Annotated in this window: 11 protein-coding genes; 4 read left to right on the top strand and 7 right to left on the bottom strand. The window is 60.4% G+C overall.

Features of this window, described 5'->3' with window-relative positions:
• Window positions 1-349: 349 nt before the first annotated feature.
• The 4 genes from KF840_07195 to KF840_07180 form a co-directional block, all read right to left on the bottom strand.
• Complete coding sequence (locus KF840_07195; protein MBX3024678.1) at window positions 350-2,299, bottom strand: ATP-binding protein; 1,950 nt, start codon at window positions 2,297-2,299, stop codon at window positions 350-352.
• Window positions 2,290-2,898, bottom strand: coding sequence for a hypothetical protein (locus KF840_07190; GenBank protein ID MBX3024677.1), 609 nt, complete (start codon window positions 2,896-2,898; stop codon window positions 2,290-2,292). Before KF840_07190 ends, KF840_07195 begins: the two co-directional genes overlap by 10 nt.
• Before the next feature lie 162 nt (window positions 2,899-3,060).
• Window positions 3,061-3,507 (bottom strand): MerR family transcriptional regulator, encoded by a 447-nt coding sequence (locus tag KF840_07185; GenBank protein MBX3024676.1) that lies wholly within the window; start codon window positions 3,505-3,507, stop codon window positions 3,061-3,063.
• 291 nt (window positions 3,508-3,798) lie between these two features.
• Window positions 3,799-4,119, bottom strand: coding sequence for a helix-turn-helix transcriptional regulator (locus KF840_07180; protein MBX3024675.1), 321 nt, complete (start codon window positions 4,117-4,119; stop codon window positions 3,799-3,801).
• Window positions 4,120-4,317: 198 nt separating this feature from the next.
• Between KF840_07180 and KF840_07175 the strand changes: the two genes are divergently transcribed.
• Window positions 4,318-6,339, top strand: coding sequence for a hypothetical protein (locus tag KF840_07175; GenBank protein MBX3024674.1), 2,022 nt, complete (start codon window positions 4,318-4,320; stop codon window positions 6,337-6,339).
• 13 nt (window positions 6,340-6,352) lie between these two features.
• Window positions 6,353-7,558, top strand: coding sequence for a zinc-ribbon domain containing protein (locus KF840_07170; GenBank protein ID MBX3024673.1), 1,206 nt, complete (start codon window positions 6,353-6,355; stop codon window positions 7,556-7,558).
• Window positions 7,559-7,584: 26 nt separating this feature from the next.
• Here KF840_07170 and KF840_07165 read toward each other — a convergent pair whose 3' ends face one another.
• Genes KF840_07165 through KF840_07155 form a run of 3 tightly spaced genes read right to left on the bottom strand, consistent with a single transcriptional unit; the run spans window position 7,585 to window position 12,265 of the window.
• A complete protein-coding gene (locus KF840_07165) occupies window positions 7,585-8,517 on the bottom strand; it encodes a hypothetical protein (GenBank protein ID MBX3024672.1) in 933 nt (310 codons plus the stop codon).
• Between the two features lie 33 nt (window positions 8,518-8,550).
• Window positions 8,551-11,658 (bottom strand): type IV secretion system DNA-binding domain-containing protein, encoded by a 3,108-nt coding sequence (locus KF840_07160; protein ID MBX3024671.1) that lies wholly within the window; start codon window positions 11,656-11,658, stop codon window positions 8,551-8,553.
• Window positions 11,630-12,265, bottom strand: coding sequence for a hypothetical protein (locus KF840_07155; GenBank protein MBX3024670.1), 636 nt, complete (start codon window positions 12,263-12,265; stop codon window positions 11,630-11,632). Before KF840_07155 ends, KF840_07160 begins: the two co-directional genes overlap by 29 nt.
• A 326-nt stretch (window positions 12,266-12,591) precedes the next feature.
• On the opposite strand from KF840_07155, the gene KF840_07150 reads away from it, so the two are divergent.
• Both KF840_07150 and KF840_07145 read left to right on the top strand, forming a co-directional pair.
• On the top strand, window positions 12,592-13,716 hold the full coding sequence (locus tag KF840_07150) for a hypothetical protein (GenBank protein MBX3024669.1): 1,125 nt from the start codon (window positions 12,592-12,594) through the stop codon (window positions 13,714-13,716).
• A 1,122-nt stretch (window positions 13,717-14,838) separates the two neighbouring features.
• The gene (locus tag KF840_07145; protein ID MBX3024668.1) at window positions 14,839-15,210 is read left to right on the top strand and encodes a hypothetical protein; all 372 of its coding nucleotides are present in this window, start codon (window positions 14,839-14,841) and stop codon (window positions 15,208-15,210) included.
• Window positions 15,211-15,418: the final 208 nt, after the last annotated feature.

Here is a 15,418-nt window from a genome sequence, read left to right as displayed (position 1 = left end):
GCGTCCATGGCGTCGTCAGATCCTGTTGAAAAGTCCTCCGCAGTCATGCGCTGGACGAGCTGACAACAGCAATGCGCCTTTCGCGGGGAAAGCCCGCATTTCCGCAAGCGGGACCTTCTCATTCCTTCTCGCGGTCGATCACCGCTGAGAAGCTCCGGATATGCCCGGGCAACTCTCTGCGCGATAGTTGTTGCCGCGCTTGTCGATATCTGCTGAGCGATCACGATGCGGACCAAGCCCCACATCGGGTCCTCTGTGCGATCGGGGTTCCAACGATCGGTAGAAGCCTGAATGATGCGTCCGAGTACGACATCCCTGGAAATCAAATAATCCTCTGCCGCACGCACTCTCAGCTCCGGACGTATCTATGCTGAGCCTTTGATCGTTCCGCCCACGTTTCGTCGCCGGCTGGAGGAGAAGACCCACCCAAATGTCGCTGTAGAGTACACTGCGCGTGCGCCAACTCTATAGCTGCGATTGCCGCTTGTTGGTCAGAGGCCAATCGTATGTCCGCCGCGAGACGTTCGAACTCACCAAATGTCAACTCCGCCAACTTATCATGGATACCGGTACCCAAGTTTATGCCGAGACCCCGTAGCTTGTCCGCCACATCCTTGTGGTTCGCCATCTTCTCGCTCGTCGTGGGCGGCATCACCTGAAGAATAACGTCAAATCGCCCAGGACGACTGATCGCAAAATCGAAGTTATCGATATAGTTCGTCGCCAGGAGAAAGACCACGCGTCGCCGATCATTGATCCTGCTAAGCTTTGGCAGCATAGCCGTTGTGAGGAAGCGGGACTCCGCCTCTGATCCAGCGACCGAACGGTCCCGCACCATTTCATCAAATTCGTCCAAAAACACGACTACACGCTCCGCAGCCTCAATCATGCTGAATAGCGCATTCGCTTCCTTTTGGATCCTATCCATTCCCTCGCGAACCAAATGAGACGGGTCTACCTCAAGAAGTGGCCAGCCCAAAAACTCAGAAATATGCTTAGCTAACTGGGTCTTGGATGTTCCAGGTGGGCCAAACAATATGGCTGACATCTTCGTGCCTTTCGGCAGTGGCCGGCCCAGTTCGACCTCTGTGGCACCTCGCGCTATAGGCTCGACGAAACGCTCGAAGAGAGTTTTCTTAAGCGATTCCGTGTGCGCATCCGGGAAGGTTACCTCCGAATCCCACAGAAGTGGGGCGAAATCGGCGAAAGTCGGCTTCGGCCTAGATGGTTGGGTGTAGACGCGATCCAAATAGGTGAAGGTCGCTCGCCGAACTGCTTCCGCGATCAGACGATCAAGCGAGTATAGGAAGTGGAAGACCGATGCGGTGGACCATGACTCCGGTCCCTTTAAGTTTGGATGATGGCCGGAAGCCCACCCTCGGTTGAGATCGTCGTCGAGCTGGAATGCGCTCCGGGTAAGTGCATATGCAGCGTCTCTGAGGGAATGCATATGGCGCAACAGGTTTTCCTGCAACGCCGACGTCTCGAGCAGTTGTACTAGCATTTCGTATTCAAAGCAGTAGGCGTTACCCGCCCTCGGATAGTGAAACAACGGCCGACTTCGTGGCCAGCTTCCATCTGGAAGTTGGGACGCAAAGAGCTGCTCAATGGCAGTATCTACAATACGCTTTTCCTGCGGCGAAACCTTCGCAGGCTCAGAGAGTGCTGCAAAAAGAATTGTCGCATACGCGAGCGTATACACATCCAATGCGCTGCTCTTACTCAGAATCAGCGCGATTTGCATGGTTATTTGGGTAAGTGCCCATTCCCGGACGCGGTCGGCGTTCTCAAGCTTCTGGCGGCGCACAAGCACACGGACCGCCAGCTGCGTTACGTAAGCTGACGCGGGGTAATCTTCGATTGCGGCACTTCCATCCTCCAATGAAGCGACGAGGATCTCCTCAGCTTGACTGATCCGTTGCTTGGCTTTTCCGTCAAGGCGCAGGTCTATCCCGGCATTCTCCAAGGCGGTGATGGTCTCAAGCACCCATGCAACGCTAAACACGTTGTTGGCGGCCAACGCCGCACTGGTCCACTCTTTTGAGAGTATCGCGGCAGCGAGTTCGGGGGCGTCGTCGTGCCACGGTGCCTCCTTGTCGTTCCAACGCCCGGTGGCCAGCAACGCAACCACACAGGTGCCGGTACTGGCGATGGACGGGGAGGTCTTATTTTCGCCGCCGGTGTGCTGAAACCCGTGTATGTCGGGATTGAAGTACCGCCTTAGGGAGCCGGACTGTCCTTTAAGAATCTCAGCAACGAACCGCCTCAGCTCCTCGAGCGCGGCAAAACCTAGCTCCATGGCTCAGCATCATCCGGCGAACGACGAAGAAATCCCGCGAGGAGTCCAAACTCTAGCTCTATATCGTGGGCGGGGTCATACGAATGGTCTCGCCGCGCGGTATCGAAATGATCGGAGAGGCGCTCCAGGCTTTCATGGGCCTGTTCGATGCTCGCGTGTGGATCGATAAGGAACCCATTCGGCTGTCGCCGATACGTCGGCGACGCGACTCGGCCGATCGAGAGTGCTGCGCGTGCGCTGGATACCTGGTGCACATACTGGCGCAATGTCAAGTCGGACGGCAGGGTCGTGCTCAGTACCGGAATGCCGCGCGCGATCGCGAATCCAATCTCAAGCGATGCCGATTGGCCAACGTATCCGTCCGGGTCGACCAGCCAGAGAAAACCCGATGCCTCGATCGCCTGTAGATGTCGATCCTGCACCAGCCGTACTGACCGAACTCGATCGCTGGCAACGAAAAGAAATTCCCCGTTCGCGCCAACGATTCTGGGATCTGCCGGAGAAAGCACGCGGACCCCTAAAGCCGTCAGTTCGAGCACCGCCGATTCGATCGCGTGCAGGTGTCGATGAAAGCTTCCTGAAACCGTCGCCGTAATCATGGCAGTCCCTCGATATCGCCCAAAGGCACTAAAACGTTAGTGCAAGCGATTTGGCCAAAAAGAAACCGACCAATAGCTACTTGAATTATGGCAGTTGGCCTTTGGCATTGTTGATAAAACATCTGTTTAATTATACATCCTTACGCGAAGGCTGACAGCACCTCAGGGCCCAGTGCGGATACTTTGACCAGCACCTGCCGCTCTCGCTCGTGGGCGCGCTATTGTGGGCGTGCGCTTCCGTGCGCGTGTGGTGCCGTCAATCGTTTTCTGGAGATCTGTTGAGACTAACTCGATCCGGACAAATGCCAGCGCGTATTGTCCATCTGCGGTGAGATCTTCGAGCGTAGTGCCGCTCTTGAGGTAAATCGTTCTGCCATCCGTGATCAGGGTCTGCGCGGGTAGTGACCTTGGGTCACCGAAGTCGTGTTCCTCCCGCAGAGCGCGAATTGCTTTTCGGAGCCGGGCCACTGTTACCCCGCACTTCAGCAGCTGCCCAAGAACCCGCAACAGAACCAGATCTGCGAACGTGTATCGCCGCCGTCGACCCTTACCGCGATCGCGGCGGCCCCGAGGTACCACCATGTCCATTCGACAGAGGTAGTCTACCATTCCCGGCGAGAGTTCCGTGAGGCGAGTGACCTCTCGCAACTCGAACCCATCCGCTCCGACAACGTTCCTGTTTGCGGCTCTTGGCATAAAAACCAGTATCGCTAATGCGCGATACCATTTTTTGCGCCCCCTTCCAAGGTCAATCGGGGCAGGAGGAGGACTGCTTGCTCGCGGGGGGCGACGTTTGCTGCGCGCGGTGCTCGGTGCCGTCGTCGTACGCTCGAGGGCGGCGCTTCGAGCGTGTAATCAAGCCGACAGGAGGCCCGGATCCGTCGATACGATGCGAGACGATTACGCCTCGCGCGATTTCAGCAAAGCCAGCATCTCCCGCAGCCGCTCGCCTTGCGTCCGGTCGGCAAGTGCCTTGATTTTTCGACGCATTTCGGCGTCTGAGAGCTTCAGCCACGCGTAGTTGAAGAGGTCGACAGGTTCGACCTTAAGAGAACGGGCGACGTTGAAGAGAACTTCCAGCGTCGGGTTCGCCCGGCCCTGCTCGATGAACCCGAGGTACTTGGCGTTCACGCCCATTCGTTCGGCAAGTGCTTCCTGAGAGATGCGCCGCGCCAACCGTAGCTCCTGAATCCGCTTCCCCAATAGTTCCCGCTCGTCCATCGCCGCCCTCCTCATGAGCCTCGGTCAGCCACCATGATCGGGGAACCAGAGGGCGCGCGGCCACAGGCGGTGAAACAGTGACACCTCGCCAGGACTGTCTACCAAACAGACTCGTCCTTGCCAGTAATAAGGAAACGCGGTACCTCTCTGACTCACAGATAGGATCACCGTCCGTGTTCGCTCGCGCATGGAGGGAGCATGAAGATGCCGCTTGTCGTCCGGCTGTGGGCCAGCATTGCCGTTCAGCTCGTCGTCGTAGTGAATACCGCGCCTGCTTCACCCGGCCCGGCCGTAACGGTTCCCACGGAGTTCCCCACCATCCAATCCGCCATCGACGCTGCGGCGGACGACACCACCATCCGCGTAAAGCCTGGCAGTTACCGGGAGACGCTCGCACTGCGCGGGCGCACACTCATCCTGCAGAGTACCGATGGGCCCGACGCGACCCTGATAGACGCCCAGGGCAGCGATAGCGTGGTCTCAATCACAGACGGCGCCTCGGTGACCATTCAGGGATTCACGCTGCGCAATGGCCAAGCGGCTCGCTCTCCGGAACAGCCCTCGAGTGGCGGCGGCGTCTTGGTCGACGCTCGGAGCGGCACCGTGGTCAATGTGGTTCTCCGCGGAAACGTGATCACCGACAATCTGGCAGACTACGGTGGTGGTCTTTCCGCCGTTGCGGAGAGTTCATCTGCGGTGACCCTTCTTCTTGACGGCAACCTGTTCACGCAGAACGAGGCGACACGCAGCGGCGGGGGCTTGGCGGTGAACGCGGATACCGAGGCCACGATAACGGTGACCTCCCGGAACAATCATTTCGAGCTGAACACCCGCGGCAACTGCGGAAGCGAGATGTTCCTGAACCCGGTCGCCGAATCAGCAACGGTGCGGTTTCAATCGTCGAGCGACGAAATACGTTCGGCCGACCGTACTGGCACACAGGAACTGTGCGGCTACGCCATCCGGGGCCATTTGGATGTCGAAATGACTGACGCGCTTCTCCACGTGCCGGTCGGAGGGATTGGCGCATGGGTGAGTGGGGTCAACGGAGCTCGAATTCGCCTGGCGTTCCTCAATAGCCGCGCGATCGGGATCATGGGACCAGGCGTGTTAGATTTCGCCAATACCGCGCTCTATAGCGACGCCGATTCCGATTCGGAGATGACTGTCGAGCTTGAGGATAGCTCCATCATCGGAGCTGGCAGGCCAGAGGTGCTTGGGCTCCCCGGGGCACCGGCAGTCACTCTGAACAGCTCGGGCCGCGCGTCTGTACTTCTTCGTCAAAACAGCCTGCGCGGCAATTTCGGGCCAGTGGCACGGGTGTCGAACCATGGAACGATGAACCTAGTCGTCGCCGCCAATGCGGCTGTTCAGAACTATGGAGGCCTGCAGGTCGAAAACACCGGAACTCTCACCGCATTCTTCACCAACAATCTGGTGGCGGACAACGAGATGGATGCGTTGCGTGTCTATGACCAGGGAACCGGAGAGCTGCGTTTCGTGAACAATACCGTCACGGGAAACCGCGGGGCTGCGGCATTCTTCGTCTCCTCGGCCGGACAGACGTCGGCTGTCATTACCAACAGTATCCTCTTTGGCAACGACGGTGATGATTTCTATAGCGATGGCAATCTGGCGGAGGTGACGATCTCCCGGTCTAACGTGGGTACGACATTTGGGCGGTTCACTGATGGCGGCGGCAACTTCAGCGCCGACCCACGTTTCCAGAATCCGACCGGTCAGGACTACTCACTCATGCCGGACTCTCCCTGTATTGACGCGGGCACCTCAGAGAACGCGCCCGCAGACGACCTCGAAGGACACATGCGTCCCTTCGGAACAGCCGTGGACATCGGAGCGTTTGAGTTCGGTTACGCCACACCGACCCCGACCGCTACCGATACGCCACCCGCGACCCGAACGCCATCAGCGACGTCAACTGCCATTCCGACGAACACCGCGCGGCCCTCATCGACGCCCGACTCGACCGCCACTCCGACGATCCGCCCAACAGAGACTCCTCCCATAACTCCCTGTATCGGCGATTGTAACGGCGACGGGCGAGTCACAATCGGAGAGCTTGTCCTATCCGTCGGCATGGCCTTAGACCGCAGGAGCGCGCAGTGTGCGGCAGTCGACCGTGACGGGAGTGGCTCTGTGACCGTTGATGAACTGGTCGCGGCGGTGGGCAGTGCCTTAGCCGGATGCGCGAGTAGATGAGGCAAACACTCGGATGGCCCAGTGGTACACCACCTCCTGCGACGACTGCGGCGACGACCTCCATATCTGCGAGGATTGGGATCGGCCGCCGCGGTTCTGCAAAGCGTGTCGCGAGCGCCGCGCCGCCCTCTGGTACGACATCGCGTGCAGCCAATGCGGCGCCGCGTTCCGTGCCTGCCGTGAGTGGGAGCACGAACTGAAGTATTGCCGCGACTGCCGTCAGGCCATTGCCGACCGATGGTACGAGAAGGAGTGTGCAAAATGCGGCGGCACAATGCGGGTCTGCCGCGACTGGGATCAGATTCCCGACTACCACTCGGAGTGCGCCTGGTACGAGCGCGACTGCGAGATCTGCGGCGAGCCGATGCGGATACACCGCGCTTGGGATTACCCGCCGCGGGTTCACAAGGAATGTCGGGTGGCGATGGCCGCCAAGTGGTACGAGGTGGAGTGTAAGCACTGCGGCCACGCAATCCCCGTGAACCGCGACTGGAACCGAGTCCCCGAGTACCACAAGGAGTGCGCCTGGAAGGAAACGATGTGCGAACTGTGCGACCGTACTCTCCGCATCCATCGCGGATGGGAGAAGCCGCCGCGCTTCCACAAGGAATGCTGGCAATCTGTCGCGCCACAGAGCGTCTCGTGCGCCGACTGCGGCAACACCTTTGTGATCTCGGCCGGTACCCAGATCTTCTGCAAGAAGAACGGCTACCAGTTGCCCCGCCGCTGCCCCGAGTGCAAGCACGACGCGCTGCTCATCAAAGGCGCCGTCGGTGCGCTCCGCGACCAGCTCCCGTTCGCCCTGGAAACCGAAATCGAGCAGCGCGGCATTGTCTTCACCGACAAGGTTGCCGTCGTGCGGAACCGCCGCAGTGGAGAGATGGTAGCCGAGGTGACGATGGATACCGAAGGGCTGATCTCGCCAAGGCGAGTGGCCGTCGCCACCGACAACCAGAGCAGTGACGTCCTCGGGAAGACGCAGGACGGTTCACAGGGCATCATCTTCCGCCGGCGCACGGCGGACACCTACCGGCCCAATTCGCGGCAGCGCACCCATCGTACCAAAATGGTCGAGAGGGGAAGCATTTTCCCAGACACGGTTGCAGAGACGACGCGGACTGACCGAACCGGGACGACTATTGTGACTCGGACGAGGGACATCGGCCTTCTCTGTCGTAAGTCTGTAGCTGTGACCACTCGCGACCCTCCAGGATCGTAGCATCATGGCCGCGGCAAACGAGCAAATCACGAAAAGGTAGCGTTCTGTGCCGTCGTCGCGGCAATGGGTCCTTCAATCCATTGGTGGATCCTCAGCACGTGACGCTTCAAATCTGTCGCTTGGCGGCCCAGAGCGGCGGTATATCCCCGATAAGACACGAGCCGATCATCGCCGCGGGATTTCAATTCATCAAGCGCGCGAAAGTGCGCAACGATCACCGCCTGCCATACTATTGAGCATGAATGGATAGATAGTAATCCCTGCTCTAGAGCTCCAAGCCGGACGTTCAGATGAAGGCACCGAACCAGCGCCAAAATAGAGATTCCTACATTCATCAACAGTGACGCCAAAGCGGCTGCGTTATCACCCCGCTGATGATATTGCACCGTCATCCAATAGAACGGAACAAAGGCAGCAGCGATCATGATATAAATGATGCTCAACATCGTGCGCAGATAGCTGCCCGGGTAATAGGTCGCGCCCCCGCTTTCCGCCAAAGCTCGCGGTTCAAACCACCGCTCCTCTTTCGGCAGTTCACGGTATTCACGCCGCAACCGGTTCGGACGGAGCGAACCGGTGTCGTAGAGTTCTTCGAAAACGGTCCCCTGCACTACACGCCAGGCTCGCATAGCCTCTTCCCATCCGATTTCGCGCATCGTGGTCCGCCAGCCCCGACCACTTCCAGGAGCTAGGCGGAAGGTTCGATACAGGTGAAGTTCGTAGCCCGCGTTGCGGTTTGCAGTTCCATATTTGTATGTTCCAATCCTGCCGATCGTCAGTAGGATGAAGACGACGAGGACGCTTGCTATGCCGACGAGTGGCTGCTTCGGCTGGAATTTGATTATGAATCCGAATACGGCGCTCGCAAAGAGTATTCCCTGAAAGGTGAACGAGGTGAAGCACTGTTTGACATCTCTAGCCTCCTCGCGAATCGCATTGACCAGTTCCGACTCGTTCATGTTATACCCCCGTTGGCAGAAGTGAGCCCAAGCCTATCTGCGCGTTCGCCCGAGCACCTTCGCAATCGCCTGCTTCCTCAGCTCGGCTTGCTCCGGACTGACTGGCTGGTACCGCCGTTTCACTCGGTAGCCACGGACCGTCGTTTCGCCGCTCGCCTCGCCGGCGGCGAGCTCGTCGAGGAAGAGCACCAGATCCTCCGGCTGCAGGAAGCGGACACGAGAGAAGGTTTCCGGCCCGAGGACGGGTGCCGCGCGTTCCTTGAGTCGGCGAACGACCTTCGCATCCGACGAGAGCGCCACGACCGTTTCATACCCGCCGGCCAGGCACTTCTGGATGTTGTCGATCTCGTGATCGGTCTCGGTCGTGACCGAGATCTCGCAGGCGATCCGTCGCTCGCCCTTCTCCAGAGACACGTCGACGCTGCCAGCGCCGGCAAGGATCGGCTGCTCGATCACCGCCCGGTAGCCGCGGTCCTCAGCGAGTCGCTTCACGAGATGCTGGAGATACTTGTGCTGGCGCCCTCCGCGACCGAGCAGCGGCGTGGAACTGGCAGCAGAAGGCGGCGCCTTCTTCTCGGCACTTGGACGCACCGGAGTATCTACCGGCGTCAGTGTCGGAGCAGGCGCGGATTGCGACGGCACGGACCGCGGCGGTTCCATCGGGGCGGGTCGCGGTGGTCGGTTCGGCACATTTGCTGCCTGTGCTTCGGTCCGTGCAGCATCCAAGAGCGCCTCGACTTCGGCGCGGGGTCTGGCGTATCGCGCTCTCGACCGGCGGAGGATCTCCTCGCGATGAGCCTCCGCAACCGACGGCTCCACCGTTGGCGGCGGAGGGGTCGTGAGTGTGAAGTCATGCTCGGCCCGCTCGACGCGGCAGATCGCTTCGCCGACGCCGAGACTCTGGAGATCAGTCGCGGTAAACGACGAAAACCCCTCGGCGAGCTTCTTCGCGTCCCAATCGCCGACGCGGAAGCAGATCCGGGTGCAGGGGTTCGTGAGGACGGCGCTGCCGACTGCTGCATCCTGGTCCCAGAGCTGCCGCATCTCCTGATGGGCGAGAACCAGCCCCAGCCGGTACTTCCGTGCGGCGGAAAGGATCGAGGCAACACTCGGCGTCACGAAATTGTGGAACTCGTCGATGTAGAGCGTGAACGGTCGCCGGCCGGCTGCTGCCATCTCCTGCCGCCCCATCGCGAGCTGGTGGAATTTGGTGACGAGTAGCGCGCCGAGCAGATGCGAGTTCTCCTCGCCGATCAGTCCGTGGGAGAGCTTGGCGAGGAAGATCTTCCCGCCGTTCATGATCGTCGAGAAGTCCAGTCCTTCGCGTTGCGCTACCATGTAGCGGATCGGCTTCGGGCGCAGGAAGGTATTGAGGCGCGTGAGGATCGGCGCCTGAGGTGAGCCCTTGAGGAGCGAGAACTCGCGCTGGAAGTAGTACTGGATCTCCGGATCCGTGACGCTCCGGAGGTACTCGTCGCGGAATGGCTTCTCTACGAGGAAGCGGCGCAGGTCGAGGAGCGTGCCGCCGCGGTCGTTGTCGAGGATGGCGAGGATGGCGTTCGAGAGCACCGCCTGCATCTGATCGCCGAAGGAGGTCGAGAAGCGCCGGAAGATCGCTGCCAGATCAGAGGCGAGGAGCGTGCGCTCAAGCTCGGAGTGCGCCGAGAGGATGTTGAACCCGACCGGGAACTGATCATCCGACGGATCGAGAAGGACCACGTCGTCGTAGCGCTCCGCAGGCACGAGCCCGAGGACGGCATCGATCAGGTCGCCGTGCGGATCAAGCACGCCAATACCCTGGCCGCTCCGAAGATCCTGCGCGATGAGATTCAAGAGCAGAGTCGACTTGCCCGTGCCCGAGGCGCCGATCAGGTATATGTGCCGGCTGCGCTGCTCGGCACTCAGAGTGACCGGCATGGCCTTGCCGGCATGCCGGTTCTCGCCCAGGAGGAGCTCGTGACCAACGACCGTCGCCGGCGCCGCCTTGGTCTTCCGCCGCTCGCGATCGAGCTTCGCGAGGCGGATCGATGCAGAGGGCGGGTGCACGAGACCAACCAGCTCCTCCGTGTTCAGGATCATGCCGCTCCGGTGTGAGTGGCGGTGCAGGAGGTCTCGCTCGTGCGCCTCATGGGCATAGTTGTCGTTTGTAAGTGGGATAAGCCCGTTCGAGGTGGGATCGGCGAACTGCCCAAGCGCGCGCGCGAGGCCGCGCATCAACTTCTCGGCGCGACCACGGACGCCGCTCTTCGCCCCAGCACGGATCAAAACCGCGGTAAGCGGTCGGGAGATCTTCTGCTTGGCGAGCGGGAGCATCTCTGGCGCATCGAGGAAGAACGAACCGCCCTCCCCGTCCGCCACGGAGCGGAGAATACTCGGACTCCAGGGATGCTGACACGACCGGAAGAGCACCTGAAGCACGGCAGCTTCGCCGCTTCGGGTATCGCCCAGTGCGCCGGCAAGCGAGATCAACGGGTCGACCGAGAAGTTGCGGAACGTCTTCACCGGCCGCATGAACTCATCGGAGAGCCCGAAGTCGACGAGCAGCTCTTCGTACCAGGCGGCACGGCGCCAGGCGCGATCGAGAAAACCACAGCGCTCCTCAACGATGGCATCGGGAAAATAGGCGCCGACCTGCTGCATCACCACATCCGCTTCGGCCTGGTGACAGGCGAGCTGGACGACGATCGCCTCAGGCGTGCCGATCATCTCGAAACTGATAGGCGACGGGCAGGTGCTGAGCGAGACCACGAGCTGTTCAGCCGCTTCGCGATTCACGTCGCAACCGGCGGGTAGGACGACCGCCAACTCTGTCCATCGCGTGTCGAGGTCGAGGTCGTATTCGACACCCGCCGGCTCCTCGTCGCTCGCGACGGGCGTTACAGGTGCCGCGGGCGCGTTCCAGTACTCCCTCAGCCTCTCCGCAATCGTGGTCAGCCAGGTTGCCTTGCGCCCGTCGTCGGGCGGACGGGTGCTCCCAGCGTTTGCGAGTCGACGGAAGAAGGGCGTGAACGGCGGCTCTATGGAGACCGGGCTGTCGTACAGATCCCAGCCGCGCCCGCGGCGCTCCCAGCCGTAGAACTGGAGCGTCAGGAGCTCGGTCGCAGTGAGGCGCTCAGGCGGCAGCTGGTCCGGGTCCGACATAGGCGGCGGCGCCGTAGTCGCGCATTACGGGCCGTCGCTCCGCCTCCGTGAGCACTCGTACTCCGTGCGTGCTCCGGAGGTTCTCGATAACTTGGAGCACCGCCTGGTGGATCGCGGAGTAAAACATCTGCCCGGTGTCGACGCGGTAGTAGGTGAGCCGTGGCGGGAAAAACAGCGGCCGGACGATCCCGAAGGTGACAATGCCACAGAAGAGAAGCCCGAGGAGCCCGGCAAGGAGCGATCCGAGCACGCTGCGCTGCGTGGTGACTACGAACGCTAGCACGGCAAGGCAGCCGACGGCGTAGCCGATCGCATTCACGAGGCGCGGGGGCGGAACGCAGATCCAGGACGACGCGAAGAACGAGCGGCCGAACGGCGCCCCGCAGATGTCGACCACGTACTCACGCCACTCGACGCGGCAGTACTCTCGCTTGTACGAGGCGAGGCCGGCTTCCGACCAGTCGACCCGCGAGAGGTGGCACCCCGGAATCTCACGCCGCGTGACCTCTGCTTCGACCGCCGCATAGAACTCCTGCGGGGAGATATTCACTTCGCCCAGAGGCTGGGCCCAGTGGCCAATCGTGGTTTCTACGCCGCCTTTGGGCATGCCCATCCTCCGTCGTCGCGGCCTCGAGAACTCCAGCCTAAGGGTGGTGCGACAATTCCCGGGATTAATGGAGCCGCAGTGCGGATTACAACTAGGGAAATACCCTTATGACCCTCTGCCTTTTGTCACGGAGGCGCAACGTACCGGCGCTTTGCCACCGCCGCACACATCCATGCGCGCAGGGCACTCTTGCCGCCTATGCGCTTCGGAGTACGGGGATTCCCTAACTTCTTGGAGGCCGCCCACTGGTGTACAGGCATGGCACACGCATCCCTACAAACGACGAGTCGATCGCAACACAGCCATTTTAGAAGGAGGAGAGCCACATGCCGCTGCTGCACGTGTACGGCAGAACACTCGTCGCCCAAGACGAGCTCGACGCGGTGATTCGCCAAAAGCAGAAGCCCTTTCAGACATTTGCGCGCGCACTTCACGCGAAGGAAAACGCAGGGAGGTTCGACTTCAGTAGCGGAGCGGTCGCGGTCACAGACGTCCTCGATCTCCGCGCCGAGGACAACACACCGATCAAACCCGTTGCAATCGGCAGTCCCGCAACAGTCCTTCTCCGCCACGTCTATACCGGACGATTGCCTCACGGCACTATCTTCAGCAAACGTAAAGACTTACTCCTCACGTCGGCAGTCCGTGATGTAATCACAACGTTCAATTCCGCACCGCGGGCGGTCAACCTGCTAAAGCAACGTGTTGGCCAACACACGAACATTGTGGGCCCTGACGCAACGGAAGATGGCGCGCTGCTAGTATATTATTCGCCCGCATTAACCATGCAGTCAACAACTGTCACCTTCGATGTTGCATTCGACGATTTTCCGCAAGAACTCGTGGACAAGATCGGAAGTGCAATCTCGTCTGCAGGCAGCATTCCGGTTTTCGGCCCTTATAGTGGGGTGCTTATAGCGGTCGGGGCCGCGATCAAGCTGTTGGCACCGCTTGCAGACGCGCTGGTCGATGCCAAGCCAGATTTCTCGGTTACGGAACGTCTTGAGTTCGAGATTCCCGGTTCGCCTCTACCAACAGCAGGGTTCAAGGTCCTGACCTCACCAACCTTTGACCACACTGCCTTCGAATTCGAGCTCGGGAAAGGCTTGATCCACAAAGACACGCACTCGGTGTATGAGGGCGATGAGCCGTATATTGTCTTCCTGCTGGACGGCACTAAGAACGACGCGTTCGAAAAGTTTACGCCAACCGCTGCCAGCGCGGCGCTCCTGTCGCGCTTCCTGACGCAAAAGGAAGGGTCCGAACTGCTGCTAAACACGATCGTTGACGCAACGAAACTGTACAACGATTTCAAATTTAGGAGCGAGGCGGATCGGCTAGAGGAGAAGATCAAGCAGACCCCCGAAGGGCCGGAGCTTGAGGAACTAAAGAAGAAGCGCAAGGCCATGATAGATAATATCCTTACGGACCTGTTGAAACCCCGACCGTAATTAGGTCCACACTGGACAATGTGCTAGCGCCGCACAGTGCACGGTTGGATAGCTATGCCGATCAGCGGTTCGGGATGGGAGCTTCATATTGTACGCATGGTGGAGCAATCGCGCCGAAGCGACGGCAAGCGTCGAACGGTCGCGACGTACAAGGTGTTTCACGACGGCGTAGAGCAATCAGGCGTCGACCTTCACGGCACTGTTGCCGAGAGCAGAGGCCCCGGTGCAAACAGGCCCCCACAGAATGGCCGACGAGTGGAACAGGGAGTCTACCCGATATCCACGCAAGCCGGGACAAAATATGTCACAATCGGCTTCGTAACAAACAACAGTACAAGCTCAGTGCCAAAGCCGGGGATCGAACTCAGATCGACCGGCGAGCGGACAGAAATCTTGATCCACCCCGGGCGCGGCTTCCTTTCGAGCGTTGGCTGCCTAAATCCTTGTACCCTGCTGCCCACGGAGGAGGAGATGATTGACTACGTCGGCAGCCGCCGGCGCACAATCGCGTTGATAGAGAATGTGAAGGGTTTCTTGCGCTCCCAGTTTCCGACCCGTAACGGGCGACCAATTCCGCGCGCTCATGTGGTTATCGATGGCGAGCCGGAGGCTTAAATAGCGGCCAGTGTCGGGTCTGACGCGCTTACCTCGCGAGGATGCTCTACGCCAATTGCTGTCGTCATGCCTTAGTTCTGGGCACGGGTCGCCTTCCTTAGGTTACGGGTCGGTTCAAGAACCTTTGAGGCGGATGATTGCGACGACAATCCCTCAACGAACTCAGATGCGTGCATCGGCTCCGAGCCTGCTTGAGCGGAGTGTTCAGTCTCTGCAATTATCCCAGAAGGATCCGGTCTCGCCGTGCACGGGGATGGTCTCGGAAGCCGGGCACCCTTCCGTGAGCGGAGTCACTGCCGTATTCAGACCGCCATCGGCCCTGGTTCCCGCCTTACATGCGGTGCCCACTCCGGGTACGTGAACGCTTTTCCGGTTCGGCGTTGCGGTGCACAATTCGGCGCTGGTCACCGACTCCATTAAGAGATGACGGCTCCGATCTCGAAGAGATGACGGCCTCGATCTCGCCTGCAGAGCGTGATAAACGCCCCCAATCCAAAGGGGGACCTCATGGGAGCGCGCAATGGCAACAAGACGGTGAAGCGGGGTCAGAAAGGCGAGCAGATCTTCGCCGAGGTCGAGCGCCTCACAGCCGGCGGTGCGATGAAGCGCCTCGCCGCGTTCGAGGAGATCGCCAAGCGAATAAGCGGCCAGCCGGGAACGGTGGCGGCGAACTACTATCGCATTGCGAGGACGCGCGGCGCCGTGCTGCAGAGGCGGGGGCCGCGTCGATCGGGCGGTTCCGCTAATGCGGCGCTCGCGGCGTTGGGGGATGCGCTCAAGCGGATCGAAGCGGTATTCGGTGAGCAGCAGCGGGAACTCGAGCGGCTACGCAAGGAGAACCGCCGGATCGAGTCGCTGAGGCGCCTATTAAGAGCCTAGCGAGGCGAAGACGCATTCGGCCTTGGCGGGCAAAGGCTATGGTTTTGGCAGAGGACGCCGTGGTCCGCGATCCAGGCGCCGCGCTGCAACGCGCTTCCTCTCGACAACCACGGCAAGGGGTTCGTATCGACATCGTGTCCGATCGATCAAGATAGCGCGAGGCGCTGCGCGGTGGTTGGGCATACAATGGAGGAGCCGTGTCGCCTCG

The sequence above is a fragment of the bacterium genome, from assembly GCA_019637795.1.
Lineage (GTDB): Bacteria > Desulfobacterota > Binatia > HRBIN30 > CADEER01 > JAHBUY01.
The sequence above is the reverse complement of the archived record's forward strand: the minus strand, read 5'-3'. Positions and strand labels throughout refer to the sequence as shown.

Coding starts and splice junctions, on each gene's coding strand:
- KF840_07185 (MBX3024676.1), bottom strand. CDS start 3,507: ATGGTAGACTACCTCTGTCGAATGGACATGGTGGTACCTCGGGGCCGC.
- KF840_07170 (MBX3024673.1), top strand. CDS start 6,353: ATGGCCCAGTGGTACACCACCTCCTGCGACGACTGCGGCGACGACCTC.
- KF840_07155 (MBX3024670.1), bottom strand. CDS start 12,265: ATGCCCAAAGGCGGCGTAGAAACCACGATTGGCCACTGGGCCCAGCCT.
- KF840_07180 (MBX3024675.1), bottom strand. CDS start 4,119: ATGGACGAGCGGGAACTATTGGGGAAGCGGATTCAGGAGCTACGGTTG.
- KF840_07165 (MBX3024672.1), bottom strand. CDS start 8,517: ATGAACGAGTCGGAACTGGTCAATGCGATTCGCGAGGAGGCTAGAGAT.
- KF840_07160 (MBX3024671.1), bottom strand. CDS start 11,658: ATGTCGGACCCGGACCAGCTGCCGCCTGAGCGCCTCACTGCGACCGAG.
- KF840_07175 (MBX3024674.1), top strand. CDS start 4,318: ATGAAGATGCCGCTTGTCGTCCGGCTGTGGGCCAGCATTGCCGTTCAG.
- KF840_07145 (MBX3024668.1), top strand. CDS start 14,839: ATGGGAGCGCGCAATGGCAACAAGACGGTGAAGCGGGGTCAGAAAGGC.
- KF840_07195 (MBX3024678.1), bottom strand. CDS start 2,299: ATGGAGCTAGGTTTTGCCGCGCTCGAGGAGCTGAGGCGGTTCGTTGCT.
- KF840_07150 (MBX3024669.1), top strand. CDS start 12,592: ATGCCGCTGCTGCACGTGTACGGCAGAACACTCGTCGCCCAAGACGAG.
- KF840_07190 (MBX3024677.1), bottom strand. CDS start 2,898: ATGATTACGGCGACGGTTTCAGGAAGCTTTCATCGACACCTGCACGCG.